24 protein-coding genes are annotated in these 22,702 nt (G+C 66.4%); 15 read left to right on the top strand and 9 right to left on the bottom strand.

Annotated elements, in window-relative coordinates; all coding sequences use genetic code 11:
* Positions 1-23: 23 nt before the first annotated feature.
* Positions 24-1,298, bottom strand: coding sequence for a cytochrome P450 (locus tag A5764_RS08120; protein WP_067111340.1), 1,275 nt, complete (start codon positions 1,296-1,298; stop codon positions 24-26).
* A 210-nt stretch (positions 1,299-1,508) separates the two neighbouring features.
* Between A5764_RS08120 and A5764_RS08115 the strand changes: the two genes are divergently transcribed.
* The gene (locus tag A5764_RS08115; protein ID WP_067111337.1) at positions 1,509-2,231 is read left to right on the top strand and encodes a TetR/AcrR family transcriptional regulator; all 723 of its coding nucleotides are present in this window, start codon (positions 1,509-1,511) and stop codon (positions 2,229-2,231) included.
* Positions 2,232-2,278: 47 nt separating this feature from the next.
* Here A5764_RS08115 and A5764_RS08110 read toward each other — a convergent pair whose 3' ends face one another.
* On the bottom strand, positions 2,279-3,025 hold the full coding sequence (locus A5764_RS08110; protein ID WP_067111334.1) for an enoyl-CoA hydratase/isomerase family protein: 747 nt from the start codon (positions 3,023-3,025) through the stop codon (positions 2,279-2,281).
* 110 nt (positions 3,026-3,135) lie between these two features.
* On the opposite strand from A5764_RS08110, the gene A5764_RS08105 reads away from it, so the two are divergent.
* The 5 genes from A5764_RS08105 (at position 3,136) to A5764_RS08085 (ending at position 7,141) form a co-directional block, all read left to right on the top strand.
* Positions 3,136-3,558, top strand: coding sequence for a lipoprotein LpqH (locus tag A5764_RS08105; protein WP_067111332.1), 423 nt, complete (start codon positions 3,136-3,138; stop codon positions 3,556-3,558).
* Between the two features lie 79 nt (positions 3,559-3,637).
* Positions 3,638-4,828, top strand: a complete 1,191-nt coding sequence (locus A5764_RS08100; RefSeq protein ID WP_067111329.1) for an amidohydrolase family protein — start codon at positions 3,638-3,640, stop codon at positions 4,826-4,828.
* 28 nt (positions 4,829-4,856) lie between these two features.
* The gene (locus A5764_RS08095) at positions 4,857-6,323 is read left to right on the top strand and encodes a FadD3 family acyl-CoA ligase (protein WP_082951576.1); all 1,467 of its coding nucleotides are present in this window, start codon (positions 4,857-4,859) and stop codon (positions 6,321-6,323) included.
* Positions 6,320-6,946 (top strand): fatty-acid--CoA ligase, encoded by a 627-nt coding sequence (locus A5764_RS08090; protein WP_067111327.1) that lies wholly within the window; start codon positions 6,320-6,322, stop codon positions 6,944-6,946. Before A5764_RS08095 ends, A5764_RS08090 begins: the two co-directional genes overlap by 4 nt.
* A 9-nt stretch (positions 6,947-6,955) precedes the next feature.
* Positions 6,956-7,141, top strand: a complete 186-nt coding sequence (locus tag A5764_RS08085; RefSeq protein WP_067111324.1) for a bacterioferritin-associated ferredoxin — start codon at positions 6,956-6,958, stop codon at positions 7,139-7,141.
* 6 nt (positions 7,142-7,147) lie between these two features.
* On the opposite strand, the gene A5764_RS08080 is transcribed toward A5764_RS08085, so the two are convergent.
* On the bottom strand, positions 7,148-8,884 hold the full coding sequence (locus A5764_RS08080) for an alpha-keto acid decarboxylase family protein (RefSeq protein ID WP_082951575.1): 1,737 nt from the start codon (positions 8,882-8,884) through the stop codon (positions 7,148-7,150).
* Between the two features lie 26 nt (positions 8,885-8,910).
* On the opposite strand from A5764_RS08080, the gene A5764_RS08075 reads away from it, so the two are divergent.
* From A5764_RS08075 to A5764_RS08060, 4 genes are read left to right on the top strand one after another with little or no spacing between them, the layout of a single operon-like run.
* The gene (locus A5764_RS08075) at positions 8,911-9,354 is read left to right on the top strand and encodes an SRPBCC family protein (RefSeq protein ID WP_067111374.1); all 444 of its coding nucleotides are present in this window, start codon (positions 8,911-8,913) and stop codon (positions 9,352-9,354) included.
* 5 nt (positions 9,355-9,359) lie between these two features.
* Entirely contained in the window at positions 9,360-10,493 is a 1,134-nt protein-coding gene (locus A5764_RS08070; RefSeq protein ID WP_067111318.1) for a CaiB/BaiF CoA-transferase family protein, read from the top strand.
* Between the two features lie 58 nt (positions 10,494-10,551).
* Positions 10,552-10,995: an SRPBCC family protein gene (locus A5764_RS08065; RefSeq protein WP_082951574.1), complete on the top strand. Its 444-nt coding sequence runs from the start codon at positions 10,552-10,554 to the stop codon at positions 10,993-10,995.
* 39 nt (positions 10,996-11,034) lie between these two features.
* Positions 11,035-11,475: an SRPBCC family protein gene (locus tag A5764_RS08060; RefSeq protein ID WP_067111312.1), complete on the top strand. Its 441-nt coding sequence runs from the start codon at positions 11,035-11,037 to the stop codon at positions 11,473-11,475.
* A 4-nt stretch (positions 11,476-11,479) separates the two neighbouring features.
* On the opposite strand, the gene A5764_RS08055 is transcribed toward A5764_RS08060, so the two are convergent.
* On the bottom strand, positions 11,480-12,658 hold the full coding sequence (locus tag A5764_RS08055; RefSeq protein WP_067111302.1) for a pyridoxal phosphate-dependent aminotransferase: 1,179 nt from the start codon (positions 12,656-12,658) through the stop codon (positions 11,480-11,482).
* Between the two features lie 330 nt (positions 12,659-12,988).
* Here A5764_RS08055 and A5764_RS08050 point away from each other — a divergent pair, with 330 nt between their 5' ends.
* Together A5764_RS08050 and A5764_RS08045 are read left to right on the top strand one after the other, a co-directional pair.
* Positions 12,989-14,200 carry an acetyl-CoA C-acetyltransferase gene (locus A5764_RS08050; protein ID WP_067111300.1) on the top strand — a complete coding sequence of 404 codons (1,212 nt, stop codon included), beginning with the start codon at positions 12,989-12,991 and terminating at the stop codon, positions 14,198-14,200.
* Positions 14,201-14,210: 10 nt separating this feature from the next.
* Positions 14,211-16,358 carry a 3-hydroxyacyl-CoA dehydrogenase NAD-binding domain-containing protein gene (locus tag A5764_RS08045; protein ID WP_067111297.1) on the top strand — a complete coding sequence of 716 codons (2,148 nt, stop codon included), beginning with the start codon at positions 14,211-14,213 and terminating at the stop codon, positions 16,356-16,358.
* A gap of 70 nt (positions 16,359-16,428) precedes the next feature.
* Here A5764_RS08045 and A5764_RS08040 read toward each other — a convergent pair whose 3' ends face one another.
* From A5764_RS08040 to A5764_RS08025, 4 genes are all read right to left on the bottom strand, one after another.
* Complete coding sequence (locus tag A5764_RS08040; protein WP_067111294.1) at positions 16,429-17,028, bottom strand: bifunctional 2-polyprenyl-6-hydroxyphenol methylase/3-demethylubiquinol 3-O-methyltransferase UbiG; 600 nt, start codon at positions 17,026-17,028, stop codon at positions 16,429-16,431.
* 30 nt (positions 17,029-17,058) lie between these two features.
* Positions 17,059-17,919, bottom strand: coding sequence for an LLM class F420-dependent oxidoreductase (locus A5764_RS08035; protein ID WP_067111291.1), 861 nt, complete (start codon positions 17,917-17,919; stop codon positions 17,059-17,061).
* The gene (locus A5764_RS08030) at positions 17,910-19,142 is read right to left on the bottom strand and encodes an FAD-dependent monooxygenase (RefSeq protein ID WP_067111288.1); all 1,233 of its coding nucleotides are present in this window, start codon (positions 19,140-19,142) and stop codon (positions 17,910-17,912) included. Before A5764_RS08030 ends, A5764_RS08035 begins: the two co-directional genes overlap by 10 nt.
* 75 nt (positions 19,143-19,217) lie before the next feature.
* The gene (locus A5764_RS08025) at positions 19,218-19,442 is read right to left on the bottom strand and encodes a hypothetical protein (RefSeq protein WP_156664567.1); all 225 of its coding nucleotides are present in this window, start codon (positions 19,440-19,442) and stop codon (positions 19,218-19,220) included.
* Positions 19,443-19,560: 118 nt separating this feature from the next.
* Between A5764_RS08025 and A5764_RS08020 the strand changes: the two genes are divergently transcribed.
* Positions 19,561-20,550 carry an LLM class F420-dependent oxidoreductase gene (locus tag A5764_RS08020; RefSeq protein WP_067111282.1) on the top strand — a complete coding sequence of 330 codons (990 nt, stop codon included), beginning with the start codon at positions 19,561-19,563 and terminating at the stop codon, positions 20,548-20,550.
* Here the strand turns inward: A5764_RS08020 and A5764_RS08015 are convergent.
* A complete protein-coding gene (locus A5764_RS08015) occupies positions 20,547-20,840 on the bottom strand; it encodes a putative quinol monooxygenase (protein WP_067111279.1) in 294 nt (97 codons plus the stop codon). The two genes, A5764_RS08020 and A5764_RS08015, sit on opposite strands and share 4 nt — an antisense overlap.
* Before the next feature lie 281 nt (positions 20,841-21,121).
* On the opposite strand from A5764_RS08015, the gene A5764_RS08010 reads away from it, so the two are divergent.
* Positions 21,122-21,547, top strand: coding sequence for a Zn-ribbon domain-containing OB-fold protein (locus tag A5764_RS08010; protein WP_067111275.1), 426 nt, complete (start codon positions 21,122-21,124; stop codon positions 21,545-21,547).
* Between the two features lies 1 nt (position 21,548).
* Entirely contained in the window at positions 21,549-22,694 is a 1,146-nt protein-coding gene (locus A5764_RS08005) for a thiolase family protein (protein ID WP_067111272.1), read from the top strand.
* The last annotated feature ends 8 nt before the right edge of the window (positions 22,695-22,702 follow it).

The following is a 22,702-nucleotide window of genomic DNA, read 5'->3' as shown; positions in this document are numbered from 1 at the left end:
GTGGTCCGATTATGTTGGTGCGCTTAACCGTTCGGGGTGAACGTGAGGTGGAGTTCGCTGAGCCCGCGTAGGATGTACGTCGGCTCGTAGGTGTATCGGCGATCGTGGGCCGGCCCGTGTTTGACTTCGTCGATCTTGATGTCGTCCATCCGGTCCAGGATGCGCTCGATGGAGACCCGGCCCTCCACCCGCGCCAGCGGCCCACCCGGGCACGAGTGCACGCCCCGGGCGAACGCCATGTGCTCGCGGACATTCTTTCTGTCGATGCGGAACTCGTGTGGGTCGTCAAACCGGCGTGGGTCGCGGTTCGCCGCGCCCGGCAGCACCATCACCACGGTCCCGGGCGCGATGTCCACGCCACCCACCGTGGTGGCCTTGCGGGCCAGCCGTGAGTCGCACTTGACGGGGCTCTCCATGCGCAGCGCTTCCTCGATGAACCCGGGGATCAGGCTGCGGTCGTCACGCAACCGTCGCTGGATGTCGGGCCGCTCGGCCATCACGTGCAGCGCGGCGCTGAGCAGCTTGGCCGTGGTCTCCTGCCCGGCGGCGAAAAGGAACGTGGCCGAACGAACCACCTCGATGACCTCGGGTGTGGATCCATCCGGATACTTCGCGGTGGCCAGCGAGGTCAGGACGTCGTTGCGGGGTTCGCGGCGCCGGTCCTCGATGTAGGTGCAGAACTTGTCGTCGAGCCACTCCAGCGGGTTGATGCCGACCGACTCGTGGTCCAAGGCGCCCACTCGACCGGGCTTGTCGGCGCCCAACACGACGCGGAACTCTTTGTGGTCCTCCTCGGGGACGCCGAGCAGGTCGGCGATGACCAACGTGGCGAATGGCTTTGAGTATTCGCCGATGAACTCGCACTCGCCGTTGGTGAGAAACTCGTCGAGCTGGCGGTCGGCGAGGCGCCACATGAACTCCTCGTTCTGCTTCAGCCTGCTGGGCGTCAGCAGCCGGCTCAGCACCGATCGGGCACGGGTGTGGTCCGGGGGATCCATGGTCACCATGTGCTCATACATCGGGAAGTAACTGCGGTGCTGGTCGATCTGGGGGCTGATGTCGTCGCCCTCGGGCTCGAAGGGCAGCGGCGGGAAGGGGCCGCCGAGCGCGACGATGTTCGAGAAGGTGTCGGTGTCCTTGTAGACCTCGCTGGCCTCTTCGTAACCGGTGACGGCGACGACGCCGTGATGCGGTAGCGGCAGCACCGGGTTTTGGCTGCGCAGGTAGTCGAAGTAGGGATGCGGATCGGGCACCAGAGACGAATCGGTGAAGAAGTCGATCGTGGCGAAGTTGCTCATGTCTACGTGCCTCCCGATGCCGGCTTCGGCCGAATGGTGGTTTAGCGACGAGACTTTGCGCCGCCCCAAGTCAGATATCCATGCAGTGCTGAGCATCTGCTTAGCATGGCGGTAATGTCAGGGTCAAGGTCGCAACGCGACGACCTGACTACGATCGGGCATGGTCGACACGGGATGTCGCGAGTACGTCGAGAGTATGGAGCACAAGGCATGGCGTCTGTTTCCGTGGCCCGCCGAATCGGGGCGCCGGACGCGAAGAACCGCGGCCTGCTGCTCGATGCGGCCGAGCAGCTGATGCTCGAAGAGGGCTACGCGGCGGTGACGTCGCGCCGACTGGCTAACAAGGCAGGGTTGAAACCCCAGCTGGTGCACTACTACTTCCGGACCATGGACGAGCTCTTCCTCGAGGTCTTCCGCCGCCGCGCCGAAGAAGGCCTCGCGGTGCAGGCGCAGGCGCTGCAATCGCCTCAGCCGTTGTGGGCGCTGTGGCGATTCGGCACCGATCCCGGATTCACGCGGATTTCGATGGAGTTCATGGCGCTGGCCAACCACCGCAAGGAGATGGGGGCCGAAATCGCCTACTACGCCGAACGTTTCCGCGAGGAACAACGCCGAGCGGTGACCGCGGCGCTGCAGCGCTACGGCTTGAATACTCAGGAAGACGGCGGGGATGTGCCGCCGGTGGTGTGGACGGTCTTGATGACCAGCTTGTCGCGGATGCTGGTGCTCGAGCAGGCGATCGGCATGTCCGGCGGGCATGCCGAAACATTGGAGCTGGTCGAAAGTTACCTGCGTCGTCTGGAAGGCGAGCCGCGGCCGGTTGCGGACATACCGCCGGCCTGGGTGGTTCACCAGGTCCGCCGCGAAGAGAGCACACCTATCGGACCGTCCTTGGAAACGACGACGGTTCCGTCCGCCGACAGGGCGCAGTGAAACTACCTATAGCTCACTCACCGACTCCACGCCCAATGATTGGGTGGTCAGGTCGCTCCTCCGGCCGCCGGGCGCGAGTTCGCGGTGCGGTTCATTACCCGCTCTGCGGCCCGCCAGTGAGCGTCGGCAACCCACAGCCGGGCAAATGATGCTGTCGCCTCGTCGGGCGACACTCCGCTGATTACGCGCTTTATCTCGGCCGCGGGGTGGCGGGCCAGCGACCTCGCAACTGAACGCCATCCTTCGTCGAACGAGGCGCGCGGCAGCACCAGATCGACCAGGCCGATCCGCTCGGCTTCGGTCGCGCTGAGGGCGGTTCCGCTGCCGGCCAGCAGAAGCGCCCTGCCCTTGCCGACGAGCGCGGCCAGTCGCTCGGCGCCGCCCCAGGCCGGCATGATTTCCAACTGCACCTGATTGAAGGCGATCTTGATGTCGTCGGCGGCCACCCGAATGTCCGCGGCCACGGCGACCTCCGCGCCGCCGCCGAAGGCGTGGCCGTTCAGTGCGGCAATCACCGGAGCCGGGAAGCCGGCGAGCTGATCGCAGATCGACCGCATCCGCTTGGCCATCGCCGAGGCATCCTCCTCGGTCCGCAGCGCGCTCAACTCCTTGAGATCACCGCCCGACACGAACGCGCGATCGCCCGCGCCCTTGATGACGAGGGCTCGCGCGCCCGTCGCCGCATCGAGCGCCTTCTCCAGCTGTTCCATGGTGTCCAGCGAGATGGCATTGCGCGCGTGGGGGCGATCGATGGTGAGCACCGCCAGTCCGTCATCGAACTCCAGGTCCACCATGCGTAGTTTGCTCCTTGCGGGAGAACGACCGATATTGGCATTCTCTTTCGGCGAGAATAACATCATCGCAGCAGGCCAGAAGTTTCGTCGCTCGGGATCGAGGGGGACTAGTGCGGAACCGGATCGCGGCGGCTGCCGTTGCGGGGTTGGCCATTGCGATGCTCGCGTCGTGCACGTCGCGTCCGCAAACCCAGCTCTCCAGCACGGCGTCGGTGACCGTCAACGGAAACGGCACGGATTTCCATGTCGTCAAGTGCAGTCAGGTGGAGTGGATCCGGACGATCGAGATCGGCAGCGATTTCGCTGGGGCAAAGGTGGTGATCGACCAGCGCGGGGAGCCGGCCGCCGCTGAGTCCGTACATATACAGAACCTGGGCGGCTTCAGCGGCATGTACTCGCGGGGCGACGGGGGCGACGCCAAGATGAGCATGAACGCCGAGAAATACACGATCACCGGTACCGCCAACGGCTACAAGACCGACAAACCGAGCGAACCGGCCACCGCCACCTTCAAAATCACCGCTGCCTGCTGACCGCGTCGCGGTCGGGGTGCACGTTGCGGTCGGCCGCCTTTAGAGAATAGTATTCTCACAAATCAAGAAGGAGGATTCCATGGGCCAGTTGTCGCACCGGGAGGACGTCCCGTTCCCGATCTTTGACGCGGACAATCATCTCTATGAGCCGCCGGAGGCGCTGACCAAGTTCCTGCCCAAGCAGTACAAGGACTTCGTCCAGTACGTGCAGATCAATGGGCGCACCAAGATCGCGATTCGCGGCCAGATCAGCAACTACATTCCCAACCCGACGTTCGAGGTCGTCGCCCGGCCGGGTGCCTGGGAGGAGTACTTCAAGTACGGCAACCCGGACGGCAAGAGCAAGCGCGAGCTGTTCGGCGAGCCGATGCGTGCGATCCCGGCGTTCTTCGAGCCCGGCCCGCGCCTGGAGAAGATGAACGAGCTGGGCCTGGACCGCACGCTGATGTTCCCGACGCTGGCCAGCCTGCTCGAGGAGCGGCTGCGCGACGACCCGGTCGCCGTCCACGTCCTGATCCATGCGCTGAATGAGTGGCTCGACGAGGTCTGGGGCTTCAACTACCAGAACCGGATCTTCACCACCCCGGTCATCACCCTGCCGATCGTCGAGAAGGCGATCGAGGAGCTGGAGTGGGCGGTCAAGCGTGGTGCCCGCTGCATCTTGGTCCGTCCGGCTCCCGTCCCCGGCTTCCGTGGCCCCCGGTCGTTCGCGGTGCCCGAGTTCGACCCGTTCTGGGAGCGGGTCGTCGAGCACGACGTGCTGGTCGGCATGCACTCCAGCGACAGCGGCTACTCCCGGTACACCTCCGAATGGGACGGCGCCGAACAGGAGATGCTGCCGTTCCAAACCAACGCAATGGGGATCCTCAACGAGTGGCGGCCGATCCAGGACGCGGTGGGGTCGTGGGTGATTCACGGCGCGCTCTACCGCCATCCCAAGCTGAAGGTCGCGATCGTCGAGGCCGGTTCGAAGTGGATGACCCCGCTGCTGGACGGCCTGGCCGAGGTCTACCGGAAGGCCCCGGAGGTTTTCCCGAGTGACCCAGTCGAGATGGTCAAGAACCGCATCCACGTCAGCCCGTTCTTCGAGGACGGCATCGACGATCTGGTCAACCTCGTTGGTGTGGATCGGGTGCTGTACGGCTCCGACTGGCCGCACCCGGAAGGGCTGGCGGAGCCGACGTTCTACGTCAACGCGCTGTCACACCTGCCCACTGAGTCGCAGGCAAAGATCATGGGCGGCAACCTGGCTCGTCTCGTCTCGGTGTGACGGACGGCCACTGATCGGGTCGACGACGATGCAGAGCGCGAAGCGCGATGAGGAGGAGCCGGCCAATCGGGTGTGGCAGACCATTCCCGAGATGGTCTTGAGTGCGGCGGACCGCTTCGGCGACGCGGAAGCCCTGGTCGACGGTCCGCTGCGCCTCACATTCGTCGAACTCGTCGAGCGAATACGGTGTGCCGCAGGCGCATTCGCCGAGCTCGGCGTCGCCAAGGGCGAACGGGTCGCCATCTGGGCGCCCAACTCCGCGGAGTGGATCATCGCAGCGTTCGGGCTGCTCACCGCGGGTGGGGTGCTGGTTCCCGTCAATACCCGGTTCCGGTCCGAAGAAGCGGCCGACATCATCGTCCGCAGCGGAGCCAAGGCCGTCCTGGTTCAGAAGGGATTTCTCGGCCAGGACTACGCGGTGCCCGCGGGGATACCGGTGATCGACCTGAAATCCGACTTCCTCTCGGGCGGCTCCCCGTTCGAGCGGGCGGTGAGCGGCGCCGAGATCTCCGACATCATCTTCACCTCGGGCACGACCGGCCGCCCGAAGGGCGCGATGATGAATCACCGTCAAACGCTGCGGATGTACGAGGAATGGGCGACCCTCGCCGACCTGCGCGAGGGTGACCGCTACCTGATGATCAACCCGTACTTCCACACGTTCGGGCTGAAGGCGGGACTCATCGCGTCCTTCCTCCGAGGCGCGACCATGCTGCCGGTTGCGGTGTTCGACGTCGACGCCGTGGTGGATCTCATTGAGCGCGAACGCATCACGATGCTCCCCGGCCCGCCGACGCTGTACCACTCGCTGCTGACGGTACCCGACAAGTCCAAGCTGTCGAGTTTGCGCGCAGGCGTGACCGGCGCCGCCGACATCCCCGTCGAACTGGTCCGCCGCATCCACGGCGAACTGCCGTTCCAGACGCTGATGACCGGTTACGGGCTCACCGAGGCCGGCAACGTCACCCTGTCCCGGCCGGGTGATTCCTTCGAGGATGTCGCCACCACCGCGGGCCTGCCCTGCGACGGGGTCGAGGTGCGCATCGGCGACGACGGCGAGATCCTGGTCCGCGGCTACAACGTCATGGAGGGCTATCTCGACGATCCCGCCGCAACCGGCGAGGCGATCGACGCCGACGGCTGGCTGCACACCGGAGACCTGGGTAACTTCGATGACGCCGGCCGCCTGCGGGTCGTCGGGCGCAAGAAGGACATGTTCATCGTGGGAGGTTTCAACGCCTACCCCGCCGAGATCGAGGGGTTCCTGCTCGAGCACCCGGCGGTGGCGCAAGCCGCGGTGATCGGAGTTCCCGACGAGCGCCTCGGCCAGGTGTGCAAGGCCTTCGTGGTGACGAAAAGTAAGGTGTCCGATGACGAGCTGCTGACCTGGTGCCGAGGGCGGATGGCGGGGTTCAAAGTGCCGAGAAGCATCGAGTTCCGCGAGGGGCTGCCGCTCAACGCGACTGGGAAGGTGATGAAGGACCAACTCCGTTGAATAACGGCGACATTCATTCGATGGTGATCGCATCGGACTATCGCGTCCCGGATCCGACCCGGGTATGGCCGCTGCTCGAGCGCAACAAGGCCGCACTGGCCGACATTGGGGCACACCACGTGCTGGTCTACACCTCCTCCCACGACTACGGGCGGGTGCTGGTGATGATCGGGGTGCACAGCCGTGAGCCCATTGTGGAACTGCTGCGCTCACGGGTCTTCTTCGACTGGTTCGACGCCGCCGGCGTCGACGACATACCCGCGGTCTTTGCCGGCGAGATCATCGACAGGTTCGTTCCCGCGCCGCCGCCGGCACCGGCGGCGCCTGGCGTCGTGGTCGCCGGGATCGCCTGCGTCGACGACGTGTCGACCTTGACCGCGGGCGTCCGCTCGGCGATGGACAGATTCACCGCGGCCGGCATCCGAAAGACCTGGGTATTCCAGGCTTTCGACGACGAGCACGAGGTTCTGATCCTGCAAGAGTTTCCCGACGAGGAGGGCGCCCGGCACTGGATCGACCATCCTGACGCGGCGGCGCAATGGATGTCGGGCGCCGGGGTTGGCGCCTACCCGCCGCTGTTCGTCGGACGGTTCTTCGACATGATGCGCATCGAGGCGGACTGAGCCAGCCCGATGTTCGTATGCCTGTGCAACGGCGTGACCAGCCAGACGGTGGCCGATGCCGCCGCCGCCGGGGCGTCGACGACCAACGACGTCGCCCGGGCCTGCGGAGCGGGCGCCGATTGCGGGCGATGCCGGCGCACCGTCCAGGCGATCTTGCGATCGTCAACCACCGACAAAACGCCGCACCCGACCTAGGCCCCGTCAGTCGCGCGCGCTGCCTTCCGGGGACATGGGTCCCACGAGTTGGCCGAGCAGGGGCGGGATATCGAGCCGCGGCAAGACCACTTCGACGAACGCCATGCGGTCCCGTTGCTCGGCGGCCGCGATGAGTGCGTCGTCGAGCTCGCCGTAGGTCTGCGCCCGGAACGTCAGGTGGTTGGCCACCCCGAGCGTGTGAGGGATATCGGTCCACTTCCAGCTGACGATGTCGTTGTAGGGGGCCGCCTCGCCGTGAATTGCGCGTTCGACGGTGTAGCCGTCGTTGTTGACCACCACGATGACCGGCGACAGGCCTTCGCGGGAGAAGGTGCCCAGCTCCTGGACGGTCAATTGCGCGGCACCGTCGCCGATCAGCAACACCGTCCTGCGGTCGGGGTGTGCCACTGCGGCCCCGACGGCGGCGGGCAGCGTGTAACCGATTGAGCCCCAAAGTGGTTGACCGATGAAGGTGACCCCGTTCGGCAACCGGTGATCCGCCATGCCGTAGAACGACGTTCCCTGATCGGCCAGCACCACGTTGCCCGGCGTGAGCGCGACGCAAAGCCGGTCCCAGAGCATCTGCTGGGTGAGCGGTTGATCGCGTGGTGGCGGTGGCGGCAGAGGTTCGGCGGGCGGCGGGACCACGGGTGGTGAAGTGATGCCGCGCCGGACCAGGATGGTCGCCAGCGCCTCGAGGGCCGCGCCCATTTCCAGCGGCGCGAAGACCTCGCCCGCGACACTGCTCTGGTACTGGCCGACATCGATGGTGCGGGCCGGGTCGATGTGCTGGCTGAAGAAGCCGCTGACCATGTCGGTGAACACCACGCCGGCCGTCACCAGCACCGGCGCATCTTCGATCGCCGTGCGCACCCATTCGGCACTGGCCGAACCCGCATAGATTCCCAGGAAGTTGGGCGAGCTCTCGTCGAGCAGGCTCTTTCCCCACATCAACGTGGCGTGCGGCACCACGTCCGCGGCCAGCAACGCCTCCAGTTCCTTGACGGCCTGCAGGCGGTGGACCAACAAGTCGGCCAGCACGGTCAACTGGTACTCGCCGATGAGTTCGGTGGCCGCCTCGACGAACAGCGCCAGCGCGCGCGGACTCGTGCCGCCGGCGTAGCGGGGCAACGGATCGGTGGGCGGCTCGGTGGGGAAGCGTGCCACGTCGGTCGACAGCAGGAGGTACCCGGGCCGCTTCTGCTCGCGCACCTCGGACAGCACCCTGTCGATTTCCCTGCACGCCGTCGCGGGCATGAGATTGGCCTGCGCACAGGTGATTTCGCGGCTGATCCGGAAGAAGTGCTCGAAGTCCCCGTCGCCGAACGAATGGTGCAGCGCGCGCCTGGCGCCCTGCGCGTCCTTGGAGGGGCCGCCGACGATGTGCACGACGGGCACGTGCTCGGCGTAACTGCCCGCGATCGCGTTGGTCGCCGAGAGTTCGCCAACGCCGAATGTCGTTACCACGGCGGACATTCCGCGCAGCCGTCCATACCCGTCGGCGGCGTAACCGGCGTTGAGCTCGTTAGCGCTGCCCACCCACCGGATGGTGGGATGGGCGACGATGTGGTCCAAAAACGCCAGGTTGTAGTCGCCGGGAACGCCGAAGATCTCTGAGACGCCGAGTTCGGCGAGGCGGTCCAACAGGTAGTCACCGACGGTGTAAACGGGATCGGCCGGGGCAAGGAGGGGATCTGTCACAGGCACGACGCTACCCTCGGGCGAAACGGTTACCGCTGACATGCCGTTTCGGCTATACCATGCGGGCCATGGCAATCAAAGAATCCCGCGACATCGTCATCGAAGCCAGCCCCGAGGAGATTCTGGACGTCATCGCCGATTTCGAAGCGATGCCCGAATGGTCCGCCCCCCATCAAAGCGCGGAGGTCCTCGAGACCGGAGACGACGGGAGGCCCAGCAAGGTGAAGATGAAAGTCAGGACGGCGGGCATCACCGACGAACAGGTGGTCGCCTACACCTGGAGCGGCAATGGCGTGAGCTGGACGCTGGTCAGCTCGGGCCAGCAAAAGTCGCAGGACGGCAAATACACACTGGTGCCGCAGGGCGAGGCGACCCTGGTCAAGATGGACATCAGCGTCGACCCGAACGTTCCACTGCCCGGTTTCGTGCTCAAGCGCGCTGTCAAGGGGACGATCGATTCCGCGACCAAGGCGCTGCGTGAGCGGGTGCTGCAGGTCAAGAAGGGCCAGTAACTGCGGTGACCGGCGCGGGGCCGTTGGCCGGGGTGAAGGTGATCGAGCTCGGCGGCATCGGGCCGGGGCCACACGCGGGAATGATCCTCGCCGACCTGGGCGCCGACGTGGTGCGGGTGCGACGTCCCGGCGTGGCGATCGCAAGCGCGGCGAAGCCGGGCGAAGCGGGTCGCCACCAAGCGGGCGGGCTGACGATGCCGCCCGAGGACCGCGACCTGCTGCACCGGGGGAAGCGGATCGTCGACCTGGACGTCAAGACGCAACGCGGGGCGTTGCTGGAACTGGCCGGCAAGGCCGACGTGCTGCTGGACTGCTTCCGGCCGGGCACCTGCGAGCGACTCGGCATCGGGCCCGGCGACTGCGCCGCGGTCAATCCGCGGCTGATCTTCGCGCGGATCACCGGCTGGGGACAGGACGGGCCGCTGGCGCCCACCGCGGGCCACGACATCAACTATCTGTCGCAGACCGGTGCGCTTTCGGCGCTGGGATATCGGGACCGGCCGCCGATGCCGCCGCTGAACCTGGTCGCCGACTTCGGCGGCGGCTCGATGCTGGTGCTGCTGGGCATCGTGGCCGCCCTGTACGAGCGGGAGCGGTCCGGCCAGGGACAGGTGATCGACGCCGCGATGGTCGACGGCGTCAGCCTGCTCGCTCAGATGATGTGGACCATGAAGTCGACCGGCGCGCTGCGCGATCAGCGCGAATCGTTCCTGCTCGACGGCGGCGCCCCGTTCTACCGCTGTTATGAGACCTCCGACGGCAAGTACGTGGCCGTCGGCGCCATCGAGCCGCAGTTTTTCGCGGCGCTGGTGAACGGCCTCGCCCTGGCGCCCGAGGAGGTGCCCAACCAGCTCGACATCGGTTCCTACCCGCGGATGTACGACCTCTTCGCCGAACGTTTCGCGAGCAGAACCCGCGATGAGTGGACCGAGGTCTTCGCCGGCAGCGATGCCTGTGTCACCCCGGTGTTGACGTGGACCGAAGCCGCGACCAATGCCCACTTGAAGGCGCGCTCGACGGTGATCACCGCCCACGGCGTCGACCAGGCGGCGCCGGCGCCGCGTTTTTCCCGGACGCCGGCCGGGCCGGTGGGGCCACCGCCGCTGACAACCACAGCGCTCGACGAAATAGGCTGGTAGTCAAGTATTTTCGGCGAACATTGACCGCGAAGCGGGCGTCGTTGCTAATTTGTTATCAGTGGCCGTAAAAGCATCACGGGAATTTGTCGTCGGCGCGCCGCCAGAGCAGGTCATGGAGGCGCTGACAGATGTCGCCTTGCTGTCATCTTGGTCGCCGCTGCACCGACAGATCGAAGTGATCGACCGGTATCCCGACGGCCGGCCCCACCACGTCAAGGCCACCATCAAGATTTTCGGGCTCGTCGACAAAGAGGTCCTCGAATATCACTGGGGTCCCGACTGGGTGGTGTGGGATGCCACAGGCACGGCGCAGCAGCATGGCCAGCATGTCGAGTACAACCTCAAACCGGAGGGTCTCGACAAAACGCGCGTGCGCTTTGACATCACCGTCGAACCGGCGGGGCCCATTCCCGGCTTCGTCGTCAAGCGGCAAACGGCGAACGTTCTCGACGCCGCGGTGAAGGGGCTGAGCGATCTTTTCGGGCGCGGCGGGGATACTTAATCACCGTTATCGGGTCCTGATGGGGTTAATTTTGTAGCAGTGGCCGTTCAAGCGTCGTCGGAAATTGTCATTGACGCGCCCCCGGAATCGATCATGGAGGCGCTAGCCGACATGGACACCGTGCCGTCCTGGTCCGCGGTGCACAAGAAGGTCGAAGTCATCGACACCTATCCCGACGGGCTGCCGCGCCACGTGAAGGTAACGATCCGAGTGATGGGCATCATCGACACGCAGTTGCTCGAGTATCACTGGGGACCGGACTGGATGGTGTGGGACGCCAACAAGACCATCCACCAACACGGCCAGCACGGCGAGTACAACCTGATTCGCGAGGGCGACAACAGGACCCGCGTGCGATTCGGCATCACCGTCGAACCCTCCGCGCCACTGCCGGAGTTCTTGATCAACCGGGCCCGCAAGAAAATCCTGCACGCCGCGCTCGAGGGACTGCGGAAGCGGGTCATGGGTTCAGCCGGCTAGCGACTCAGCCGCGCAGCGCCGTCAGCCGCCTGATCGCCTCGTCGAGGGTGTCGTCGCGTTTGCAGAAAGTGAAGCGCACCAGGTGATTCCACACGTCAGCGTGCGGTGCCGCAGGATCGCAGAACGCCGACATCGGGATGGCAGCCACCCCGACCTTCTCCGGGAGCGTCGCGCAGAGCGCGGTGCCGTCGTCGTAGCCGAGCGGGCGCGGGTCGGCGCACAGAAAGTAGGTGCCGTCGCTGTCGTGCACGGCAAAGCCGATCTCCGTCAGCCCCGCGGCCAGTCGATCGCGCCTGGCCTGCAACGAGCGGCGAAGCTCGGCCACCCAGGCGTCCTCGGTGTCCAGCGCAAGGGCGACCGCGGGTTGGAAGGGCGCGCCCCCGACGTAGCTCAAGTACTGTTTGGCCGCGCGCACCGCGGCGATGAGTTGCGCAGGGCCGCAAGCCCACCCGATCTTCCAGCCCGTGCAGTTGAACATCTTGGCGGCGCTGGAGATGGTGATCGTGCGCCCGGCCATACCGTCGAAGCCGGCCAGCGGCAGATGGCGAATGCCGTTGGGGGAGGGATACACCAGGTGTTCGTACACCTCGTCGGTGATCACCAGGAGGTCGGCCGCCACCGCGATCTCGGCGATGGCCGCGAGCTCCTCCGCGCTCAGCACCGTGCCCGTCGGGTTGTGCGGCGAGTTGACGATCAGCGCGCGGGTCCGCGGCGTCACCGCCCGCCGCAAGGCGTCGGCATCAAGGGCGAAGCCGCGCCCATCGGGAACCAGCGGCACGGCCACCCGGTGCGCACCGGCCATCGCGACCACCGGCGAGTAGGAGTCGTAGAAGGGCTCGATCAGCACGACCTCCGAGCCGGGCTCGATCAGCCCGATCACCGACGCCGCGATGGCCTCGGTGGCCCCGACCGTCACCAGCACTTCGGTGTCGGGGTCGTACTCGACACCGAAGTGCCGCCGCCGGTGCGCGGCGATGGCCCGGCGCAGTGGCTCGATGCCGGTCCCGGGCGGGTATTGGTTGGCGCCCTCGGCGATGGCGTCTTGCGCCGCCTTCAGCAAGGCCGCCGGCCCGTCCTCGTCGGGAAATCCCTGGCCGAGGTTGACCGCGCCGATCCGCGCGGCCAGCGCCGACATTTCGGCGAACACAGTGGTTGCGTACGGCCGCAGTCGCGACACCGTCATGGTGGATGAGCTTAGGCCGGGCGACCCCGGCCGCCGCGCGTCGCATGCCGCATCTGCCACATTGGCGCCCGGCCTGAGAGACACCTACGAGCGGCAGATCGCGACACCGGGGAGGGAGGCGGACGGACTATGCCCCGGTCGGCGCAGCAGCTGCAGAGACTGGAGTGGCCAACGTGGCCGATGCGACTGCGCTGCCGATGGCCCGCTTTGCATCGTTGACCAGCGCAATCCCTACCAACCAACAGGTTGGACGGGCGCCCTGTTAGGGTGGCCGGTACGGACCTAGTGTTTAGGACGGACCAACCCCCAATCTTCGAAGAGGAAGTCGACATGTCCGAAGAAGCCTTCATCTACGAGGCGATCCGCACGCCCCGCGGCAAGCAGAAGAACGGCTCGTTGAACGAGGTCAAACCGTTGAACCTGGTCGTCGGCCTGATCGAGGAGCTGCGCAAGCGCCATCCCGACCTGGACGAGAACTTGATCAGCGACGTCATCTTGGGGTGCGTTTCACCCGTGGGTGACCAGGGCGGCGACATCGCCCGCACCGCGGTGATCGCAGCCGGCATGCCCGACACCGTCGGCGGCGTGCAGCTCAACCGCTTCTGCGCCTCCGGGCTGGAGGCCGTCAACACCGCCGCGCAGAAGGTCCGCTCCGGCTGGGATGACCTGGTGCTCGCAGGTGGTGTGGAGTCGATGAGCCGCGTTCCGATGGGCTCCGATGGCGGCGCCATGATGGCCGACCCGGCCACCTCCTACGACGCCTACATCGTCCCGCAGGGCATCGGCGCGGACCTGATCGCCACCATCGAGGGCTTCTCCCGCGACGACGTCGACGCCTACGCGCTGCGCTCGCAGGAGTTGGCGGCCGCGGCATGGTCGGGCGGCTACTTCGCCAAGTCGGTGGTTCCGGTCCGCGACCAGAACGGGCTGCTGATCCTCGACCACGACGAGCACATGCGGCCCGACACCACGATGGAGGGCCTCGCCAAGCTGAAGCCCGCTTTCGAGGGCCTGGCCGCCATGGCCGGCTTCGACGACGTGGCGCTGCAGAAGTATCACTGGGTCGAGAAGATCAACCATGTCCACACTGGCGGCAACAGCTCGGGCATCGTCGACGGCTCCGCGCTGGTGCTCATCGGCAACGAGAAGGCCGGCACATCGCAGGGGCTGACCCCCCGCGCCCGCATCGTCGCCACCGCCACCACCGGCGCCGACCCGACCATCATGCTCACCGGCCCGACGCCGGCCACCCGCAAGGTGCTGGACCGGGCCGGACTGACCGTCGACGACATCGACCTGTTCGAGCTGAACGAGGCGTTCGCGTCGGTCGTCCTGAAGTTCCAGAAGGACCTCAACATCCCGGACGAGAAGCTCAACGTCAACGGTGGCGCCATCGCGATGGGCCACCCGCTGGGGGCCACCGGCGCCATGATCCTGGGCACCATGGTCGACGAGCTCGAGCGCCGCAACGCGCGCCGCGCGCTGATCACGCTGTGCATCGGCGGCGGCATGGGTGTCGCCACCATCATCGAGAGGGTTTAAGGCCGCAAAAATGACAGCAGAGAACACCATTCAGTGGGACAAGGACGCCGACGGCATCGTCACGCTGACGCTGGACGACCCGACCGGGTCGGCCAACGTAATGAACGAGCATTACAAGGAGTCCATGCACAAGGCCGTCGAGCGCCTTGTCGCGGAGAAGGATTCGGTCACCGGCGTGGTGATCACCAGCGCTAAGAAGACGTTCTTCGCCGGTGGGGACCTGAAGAGCATGATCACCGCCGGCCCGGAAAACGCCGGCGAAGTCTTCGCCGAGGTCGAGGACATCAAGCGCGACCTGCGCACGCTGGAGACCCTGGGCAAGCCGGTGGTCGCCGCCATCAACGGCGCCGCGCTGGGCGGCGGTCTGGAAATCGCTCTCGCCTGCCATCACCGCATCGTCGCCGACGTCAAGGGCGTCCAGATCGGGCTGCCCGAGGTCACGTTAGGTCTGTTACCCGGCGGCGGCGGCGTCACCCGCACCGTGCGGATGCTGGGCATCCAGAACGCCTTCGTCAACGTGCTGAGCCAGGGCACCCGCTTCAAGCCGGCCGCGGCCAAGGACAACGGCCTCGTCGACGAGATCGTCGCCAGCGTCGAGGAACTGGTTCCGGCCGCCAAGGCGTGGATCAAGGCCAACCCCGAGGCGCACACCCAGCCGTGGGACGTCAAAGGCTACAAGATACCCGGCGGGACCCCGAGCAGCCCCGCGCTGGCGGCGATCCTGCCGTCGTTTCCGTCACTGCTCCGCAAGCAGCTCAAGGGCGCGCCGATGCCGGCGCCGCGGGCCATCCTGGCCGCCGCGGTCGAGGGTGCGCAGGTGGATTTCGACACCGCCACCCGCATCGAGAGTCGCTACTTCACTTCTTTGGTCACCGGCCAGGTCGCCAAGAACATGATCCAGGCGTTCTTCTTCGACCTGCAGCACATCAACGGTGGCGGGTCGCGCCCGGAAGGCATCGGCAAGACGCCGATCAACAAGATCGGCGTGCTGGGTGCGGGCATGATGGGCGCCGGCATCGCCTACGTGTCGGCCAAGGCCGGGTTCGACGTGGTGCTCAAGGACGTCAACATCGAGGCAGCCGAGAAGGGCAAGGGCTACTCGGAGAAGCTCGAGGCCAAGGCGCTGCAACGCGGCAAGACCACCGAGGAGAAGAGCAAGGCGCTGCTGAATCGCATCACGCCGACGGCCGACCCGGCCGATTTCAAGGGCGTCGACTTCGTGATCGAGGCGGTGTTCGAGAACCAGGACCTCAAGCACAAGGTGTTCCAGGAGATCGAGGACATCGTCGAGCCCAACGCGCTGCTCGGGTCCAACACCTCGACGCTGCCGATCACCGGTCTCGCGACCGGCGTCAAGCGGCAGGAGGACTTCATCGGGATCCACTTCTTCTCGCCGGTCGACAAGATGCCGCTGGTCGAAATCATCAAGGGCGAGAAGACTTCTGACGAGGCGCTGGCCCGCGTGTTCGACTACACGCTCGCCATCGGCAAGACCCCGATCGTGGTCAACGACAGCCGCGGCTTCTTCACCAGCCGCGTGATCGGCACGTTCGTGAACGAGGCGCTGGCGATGCTCGGCGAGGGCGTGGAGCCGGCGAGCATCGAGCATGCCGGCTCGCAGGCCGGCTACCCGGCGCCGCCGCTGCAGCTGTCCGATGAGCTCAACCTGGAGCTGATGCACAAGATCGCCGCGGCCACCCGCAAGGGCGTCGAGGACGCGGGCGGCACCTACGAGCCGCACCCGGCGGAGGCGGTCGTCGACAAGATGATCGAGATCGGCCGGCCGTCGCGGTTGAAGGGTGCGGGCTTCTACGAGTACGTCGACGGCAAGCGCGCCGGCCTGTGGCCGGGGTTGCGCGAGACGTTCAACTCCGGCAGTTCGCAGCCGCCGCTGCAGGACATGATCGACCGGATGCTGTTCGCCGAGGCGCTGGAAACCCAGAAGTGCCTCGACGAGGGCGTGCTGACGTCGACGGCCGACGCCAACATCGGCTCAATCATGGGCATCGGCTTCCCGCCGTGGACGGGCGGTAGCGCGCAGTTCATCGTCGGCTACTCCGGCGCGGGCGGTACGGGCAAGGAGGCCTTCGTGGCCCGGGCGCGCGAGCTGGCGGCCAAGTACGGCGACCGCTTCCTGCCGCCGGAGTCTTTGACGTAGGCTCCGCGCCCAGCAGACGCAAAAGCCCCCAAAACCGCATGTTTTGGGGGTCTTTTGCGTCTGCTCGCGATCAGGCGCTGCGCTGGAAGAGGTAGTACCGCGTCGGGGTTTGGCCGTCGAGCTCCTGCTCGTCGGCGGCGGACAACAGCGTCCAGCCGGACGTGAAACGTCGTTCCATCTCGGATGGATCGACTCCCCGCACGCCGAACCTGCCGCCCGGGGCGAACGCGGCGATCAAGAGCCGCGCGTCGGGCGCGGCCACGGCGCCGACCTCGCGGACGTATGCGTCGCGATCGCCGTCGCTCATGTTGTGCAGGCAGCCGTTGTCGACGATCAACTGAAAGCCCGCACCGATGCCGGCTCGACTCAACTGCGTGACGTCGGCTTGCACGAAGTTGACCGATGCGCCGGCCGCGCCGGCCTTGGCGCGGGCCCGGTCGAGTGCCTTGGGGACGAAATCAACGGCGGTGACCTTCCAGCCGTGCTGGGCGAGGTAGATCGAGCAGTCTCCGGTGCCGCATCCGACCTCGAGGGCGGATCCCGCGGCCAGCGCGGGCGCGTCGCCGGTTCCCTCGACGAGATTTCGAAGGCTTCGCCCGAGGGGGTGACCCTCCCACGGCGTAAAGCCAACCCGGTAGAAGATCCGAAACAGGGTGTGTTTGGAAGCCATGGCCCCACCGTATGCCTGGACCGGCGCCGACTAAACCGCTGCGGCGGCGATTCGGCGCCACTGCTCTCGGGGGAAGGCCGATTGGTCGGCCCCCAGCACCTGGACGCAAACGTGGTCGGCGCCGGCCGCGCGATGCTCGGCGACCCTGCGCATGACGGCGCCTTCGTCACCCCAGGCGATGATGGCGTCGAAGAGCCGATCGCTCACGCGCGCCAGGTCATCCTCGGTGAATCCGCTGCGCAGCAGGTTGTTGGAGTAGTTAGGGAAGGCCAAATACGCACGAAGCCAGTCGGTTCCGATGCGGCGCGCCTCGTCGGCGCCGTCACACAGGATCACGGTCTGTTCGGGCAACAGCAAGGGGCCCTCGCCCAAAACCGAACGGGCAGAAGCGGTGTGCTCGGTGGTGACCAGATAGGGGTGGGCCCCGCGGGCGCGCGCGGCGGAAAGGGTCAGCATCTTCGGGCCCAGCGCGGCAAGGACCCGGCGCTCGGCGGGCACGGGTCGCGGCGCGGCGTCCAGCCCGTCCAGAAACGACGCCGTGGCCGCCAGCGGCTTGGTGTACCGCCCGGGCTGGGTGGCGTCGATCACCGGAGCATGGCTGACACCGATTCCCAGGAGGAAGCGGTTCCCGTGCTTATCGGTCAGAGCGGCATAGGAGTCGGCGACATCGTCGGCCGAATGCATCCAGAGGTTGAGGATCCCCGTGGCGACGACGGCCCGCGTCGTGGAGGTCAATAGGCGATCCACCGCGTCGAACAACGGCCCGCCGACGTCCGGAATCCACAGCGCGGTAAAACCCAGTTCGTCCAATTCCGCTGCGGCGTCGGCAATTTCGGCCGGATCGCCGTAGCGCAGCTGATTGCTCCAGATCCCGACGCCAGTCAGTTCCATGGGCGCTCGTTCCCTTCGCGTCTATCCTCGCCGTAGTCGGGCACCGGCATCGAGTCATACAGTCGCACGCCTTTGGTGTTGAGCTTCGCCAACCCCCGCGAGAGCGACCCGGGCATCCGCGAGACCAGCTGCGCGCCGCGGGTCAAGGCCCACACCCCGGCCCGGGAGCCGGGGATGATGCTTTTGGCGGCACCGCGCGCAAAGGTCCGGCTGAGGTGCACCGGCCCACGCATCTGCAGCTCGTAGGCGGCGAACGCCCTCAGGTGATCACCGTCCGCCAGGGCCAGCTCGCCGGCCAGCACATAGGCGCCCAGCACGGCGAGGCTGGTGCTGCCGCCGACGGCGGGGCCCGGGCAATAGCCGGCGTCGCCGACGAGGGTGACCCGTCGGCGCGACCAGATGTCCAGCCGCAGTTGGCTGATCGCATCGAAATAGAACGCGGGCGTCCGGCCGATTTCCTCCAGCCAGCGCTCCACCTGGGGGTGCATGCCGGTGAACGCTTCGCGCAGTATCTCCTTTTGCCGCAGGGAATCTCGCTGCTCGTAGGCCAGTTCTTCCTTGCTGCGAAACAGGAACACCGCCCGCGCGTCGTCCAGATGCTCCGCGGTGTAGATGGCCGCCACCCGGCCGACGCCGACGTGTCCGACCATCTCCGCATCGTCGACCAGCGCCTTGGGCGCCGATACCACTCCCAGATAGCCCCCGATGAACCGGGTCAGGCCGGCTTCCTCTCCGAACACCAGGCGCCGAACGTTGGAGTGCAGGCCGTCGGCCCCGACGATGACGTCGAATCGGCGGGCCGGGGTGCGCTCGAAAGTCACCTCGCCGTCGGGATCGATCGACGTGATCGAGTCGCCGAACAGATACTCCGCGTCGTCGCGGCAAGCGTCGTAGTAGATCTCGCTGAGGTCGTCGCGCATTATCTCCACGTGCCGGTCCGATGCGGCGGCGTAGATCTTGGTGAGGTCGATCTCGGTGGGCTGCGGCCGACCTTCCCGATACATGGTCAGGCGGTTCGTTCCGGTGGCGAGTGCCTCGATGCGCGGCAAGACGCCCATCTTCGCCGAGATTTCCATTGCGGGACGGAACAAGTCGACGGCGTGGCCGCCGGTCTTGCGCAGCGTCGGGGCGCGTTCGACGACGGTGACTTCGAAGCCGTGGCGGGTCAGCCAGTACGCCAGCACCGGCCCGGCGATGCTGGCGCCGGAGATCAGAACCCGCATGGCGACCTCCCGCTCATTTAGCGTTCGGTAAGCCTAGCGACCGGTGCCGGTGGCCAGGCTTCGAGGATGCCCGCGTCAGGGGCTGCTCTGGTCCTGTGCGTTCTGCGTGAAGATGTCGCCCGACGTCTGGCCTTGGTCGTTGACGAAATTGGTGTCGTCGGTCGCCAACGCGGCAGTGGCCGACGGGCCTTCCGCGACGGGGGCTCCCGGATCGACGGGCTGCCAGGCGCTGAAGAGCGCGAGCGCCCCAACGGTCGCCGCCCCGGCGAGGATCAACTGGAGTGCACGAATTTCAGTCACTCGTCTTGCTTATGCCCGAGAGCCAGCACGGGGCTGGGCACAGGTTATCGATCTGCTGTGAGACCGGCGCGCGGACTGCGTTCTGGACAGCGTCGATGGCGGGCTAAAGTCCGGAGCTATGCGCTTCGGTCTCTTCATTCCGCAAGGCTGGCGAATGGATCTCGTCGGCATCGAACCGGAGAAGCACTGGGCGGTGATGCGCGACCTGGCGACCTACGCCGACAACGGCCCATGGGACTCGCTGTGGGTTTACGACCACTTCCACACCGTGCCGATGCCAACCGGCGAGGCCACCCATGAGGCGTGGTCGTTGATGTCGGCCTACGCGGCGAGCACGTCGCGGATCAAGCTGGGCCAGATGTGCACGGCGATGAGCTACCGCAACCCGGTGTATTTGGCCAAGGTGGCGGCGACCGCCGACATCATCTCCGGCGGCCGGATCCAGATGGGGATCGGCGGCGGTTGGTACGAACACGAGTGGCGCGCTTACGGTTACGGGTTCCCCTCGGCCAAGGTGCGCTTGGGACGGCTGGACGAAGGCGTGCAGATCATGCGCGATGCCTGGCGCGACGGCAAGGTCAGTTTCGACGGTGAGCACTACCAGGTCGACGGAGCTTTGGTTGCTCCGAAGCCATTGCAGGACAACGGGATACCGTTGTGGATCGCCGGCGGAGGGGAGAAGGTGACTCTGCGGATCGCCGCGAAGTACGCGCAGTACACCAACTTCACACCGGAGCCTGCCGGGTGGGTCCATAAATCCGAAGTGGTTGCCGCGCATTGCCGGGACGTGGGCACCGATTTCGACGCGATCGTGCGCTCCGCCAACGTCAACGCCGTCGTCGGTTCCTCGGAAGCCGATGTCCAAGACCGGCTGCAACGCATCCGCGACCGGATGATCGGCTACATTCCGGAATCCGCGGCCGATGCGATGATCGCCGGCACAACCGGGCCCGACTCGGCGACCGGAACTGCGGAGCAGGTGATCGAGCGCATGCAGCGGCTGCGCGACTTGGGCTGCGGGTACCTGATCTGTTATTTCCCAGAAGCCGCGTACGACCGTTCCTCCATCGAGCTGTTCGAACGCGAAGTGATTCCCGCGCTCAGCTAGATATCGGTGGTGATGTATCGCGTTTTGACGGGCGGCGCGGCCAGCAGCGGAGGCAGCTCGGTCAGCTTGCCTGCACCGGCCCGGAAGCTGCGGTAGGCCTCGTCGTGTTCGACGGTGTCCCAGAGTTCGTAGATAAGCCAGTGCGCGTCGTCGTCATCGTCGACGAGGACATCGGTGCCCAGATTTCCGTCGAACGCCCGCGTGTCTTTGAGCGCCCGGCCCATGACCTCGCGCGCCGCGGGCACCGCCTCGGGCTTCAGCCTCAGTTCAAGTGTCACCGTGACCGGCATAGTGGTCTCCTTGGTTGCGACGGCAATCTCAAGATAGCTGCCGGCTGACGAGGTCGTCGGCGAGCCCTGGACCTCGTAGGTCAGGTGGGCACCGCGGGGTCCACCGCATGGTCTGTGAAAAGCGATATCGCCGGTGATAGCGCTTTCGAAAGTCGCCTATTGGTCGGCACTTCGTATCCGGCCAGCGACCGGCCGCCGTCATGGAGAACGTGATTTCCGGTTTTATTGAATGCTGTTGTACCTTTCTGTAAGCGCATTATTGTTGCGGACGGAGGATCTCGATGCAGAAGGCACTCGCCCCCGAAATTTCCACCTGGCCGGACGACAACCCGCAGCTCATCGGCAGTCGATGCGGCAATTGCGGTGCCACGACGTTTCCGGTGCAGCAGTGGTGTCCGCGGTGCAGCGGCGGCGAGATGACCGACCTGCTGTTGCCGCGGCGCGGAACGCTCATCGCGTGGACGACGCAGGGTTTCCCGCCCGGAGCCCCGTACGCCGGTCCCGCCGGCAAGGATTTCGTGCCGTTCGGCGTCGGCCTGGTCCAACTGGGTGACGTGATTCGCGTGGAGGGGCGGCTGACCGAGAACGACCCCGCCAAGATCGAGTTCGGCCAGGAGGTTGAGCTGACCATGATGCCGTTCACCACCGACGGCGAGGGCAACGAGATCGTCACGTTCGCCTTCCAGCCGGTCGGGGGAGGAGCCTGAGATGACCAACGATGTCGCGATCATCGGCGTGGGGCTGCACCCCTTCGGCCGGTTCGACAAGACCGCGATGCAGATGGGCGCCGAGGCCATCCAGTCCGCGCTCAAAGACGCCGGAGTCGACTGGAAGGACATTCAATTCGGCTTTGGCGGTAGCCACGAGGTGTCCAACCCGGACGCGGTGACCCGCCTGGTCGGGCTGACCGGGATCACCTTCACCAATGTGTTCAACGCCTGCGCCACCGCGGCCAGCGCGATTCAGCAGACCGCCGACACCATCCGGCTGGGCAAGTACGACATCGGCATCGCCATCGGCCTGGACAAGCACCCACGCGGCGCATTCACCGACGACCCCGCCAAACTGGCGCTGCCGCAGTGGTACGCCCAAAACGGGCAGTTCGTCACGACCAAGTTCTTCGGCATGAAGGCCAACAAGTACCTCCACGACCACAACATTTCCCAGGCCACGCTGGCCAAGGTCGCCGCCAAAAACTTCCGCAACGGCGCGATGAATCCAAACGCGTTCCGCCGCAAGCCACTCCCGGAAGAAGAGATCATCAACTCGACGGTACTGAACTACCCGCTGACCCAGTACATGTTCTGCGCGCCCGACGAGGGCGCCGCCGCGGTGATCATGTGCCGCGGCGACCTCGCGCACCAGTTCACCGATAAGCCGGTGTACGTGAAGGCCTGCGAGATCCGGACCCGGCGCTACGGCACCTATGAAGTGCACGCGACCTCGGCCCCGCTGGACGAGGACGTTTCGCCGACGGTGTACGCCGCCCGGGCGGCCTATGAGGCCGCGGGCATCGGACCCGAGGATGTCGACGTCGCGCAGCTGCAAGACACCGACGCCGGCGCCGAGGTGATCCACATGGCCGAGACGGGCCTGTGCGCCGACGGCGAGCAGGAGAAGCTCGTCGCCGATGGCGCCACCGAGATCCACGGCTCGATGCCGGTCAACACCGATGGCGGGCTGATCGCCAACGGCGAGCCGATCGGCGCGTCGGGGCTGCGGCAGATGCACGAGCTGGTGCGCCAGCTGCGCGGCGAGGCGGGCGATCGTCAAGTGCCCGGCAACCCGCGGGTCGGCCTGGCGCAGGTGTACGGCGCACCGGGCACCGCGTCGGCGACCATCGTGGCGCTGTAGCGCTTTGC

Source organism: Mycobacterium sp. 852002-51057_SCH5723018 (assembly GCF_001667035.1).
Taxonomy (GTDB): Bacteria; Actinomycetota; Actinomycetes; order Mycobacteriales; family Mycobacteriaceae; genus Mycobacterium.
This window is presented reverse-complemented; position numbering and strand designations above follow the sequence as displayed.

Excerpts from the sequence above, each read along its gene's own strand:
- A5764_RS08120 (WP_067111340.1), bottom strand. The coding sequence starts at position 1,298 with ATGAGCAACTTCGCCACGATCGACTTCTTCACCGATTCGTCTCTGGTG.
- A5764_RS08115 (WP_067111337.1), top strand. The coding sequence starts at position 1,509 with ATGGCGTCTGTTTCCGTGGCCCGCCGAATCGGGGCGCCGGACGCGAAG.
- A5764_RS08110 (WP_067111334.1), bottom strand. The coding sequence starts at position 3,025 with ATGGTGGACCTGGAGTTCGATGACGGACTGGCGGTGCTCACCATCGAT.
- A5764_RS08100 (WP_067111329.1), top strand. The coding sequence starts at position 3,638 with ATGGGCCAGTTGTCGCACCGGGAGGACGTCCCGTTCCCGATCTTTGAC.
- A5764_RS08095 (WP_082951576.1), top strand. The coding sequence starts at position 4,857 with ATGCAGAGCGCGAAGCGCGATGAGGAGGAGCCGGCCAATCGGGTGTGG.
- A5764_RS08085 (WP_067111324.1), top strand. The coding sequence starts at position 6,956 with ATGTTCGTATGCCTGTGCAACGGCGTGACCAGCCAGACGGTGGCCGAT.
- A5764_RS08080 (WP_082951575.1), bottom strand. The coding sequence starts at position 8,884 with ATGTCAGCGGTAACCGTTTCGCCCGAGGGTAGCGTCGTGCCTGTGACA.
- A5764_RS08075 (WP_067111374.1), top strand. The coding sequence starts at position 8,911 with ATGGCAATCAAAGAATCCCGCGACATCGTCATCGAAGCCAGCCCCGAG.
- A5764_RS08055 (WP_067111302.1), bottom strand. The coding sequence starts at position 12,658 with ATGACGGTGTCGCGACTGCGGCCGTACGCAACCACTGTGTTCGCCGAA.
- A5764_RS08050 (WP_067111300.1), top strand. The coding sequence starts at position 12,989 with ATGTCCGAAGAAGCCTTCATCTACGAGGCGATCCGCACGCCCCGCGGC.
- A5764_RS08045 (WP_067111297.1), top strand. The coding sequence starts at position 14,211 with ATGACAGCAGAGAACACCATTCAGTGGGACAAGGACGCCGACGGCATC.
- A5764_RS08040 (WP_067111294.1), bottom strand. The coding sequence starts at position 17,028 with ATGGCTTCCAAACACACCCTGTTTCGGATCTTCTACCGGGTTGGCTTT.
- A5764_RS08035 (WP_067111291.1), bottom strand. The coding sequence starts at position 17,919 with ATGGAACTGACTGGCGTCGGGATCTGGAGCAATCAGCTGCGCTACGGC.
- A5764_RS08030 (WP_067111288.1), bottom strand. The coding sequence starts at position 19,142 with ATGCGGGTTCTGATCTCCGGCGCCAGCATCGCCGGGCCGGTGCTGGCG.
- A5764_RS08020 (WP_067111282.1), top strand. The coding sequence starts at position 19,561 with ATGCGCTTCGGTCTCTTCATTCCGCAAGGCTGGCGAATGGATCTCGTC.
- A5764_RS08015 (WP_067111279.1), bottom strand. The coding sequence starts at position 20,840 with ATGCCGGTCACGGTGACACTTGAACTGAGGCTGAAGCCCGAGGCGGTG.
- A5764_RS08010 (WP_067111275.1), top strand. The coding sequence starts at position 21,122 with ATGCAGAAGGCACTCGCCCCCGAAATTTCCACCTGGCCGGACGACAAC.
- A5764_RS08005 (WP_067111272.1), top strand. The coding sequence starts at position 21,549 with ATGACCAACGATGTCGCGATCATCGGCGTGGGGCTGCACCCCTTCGGC.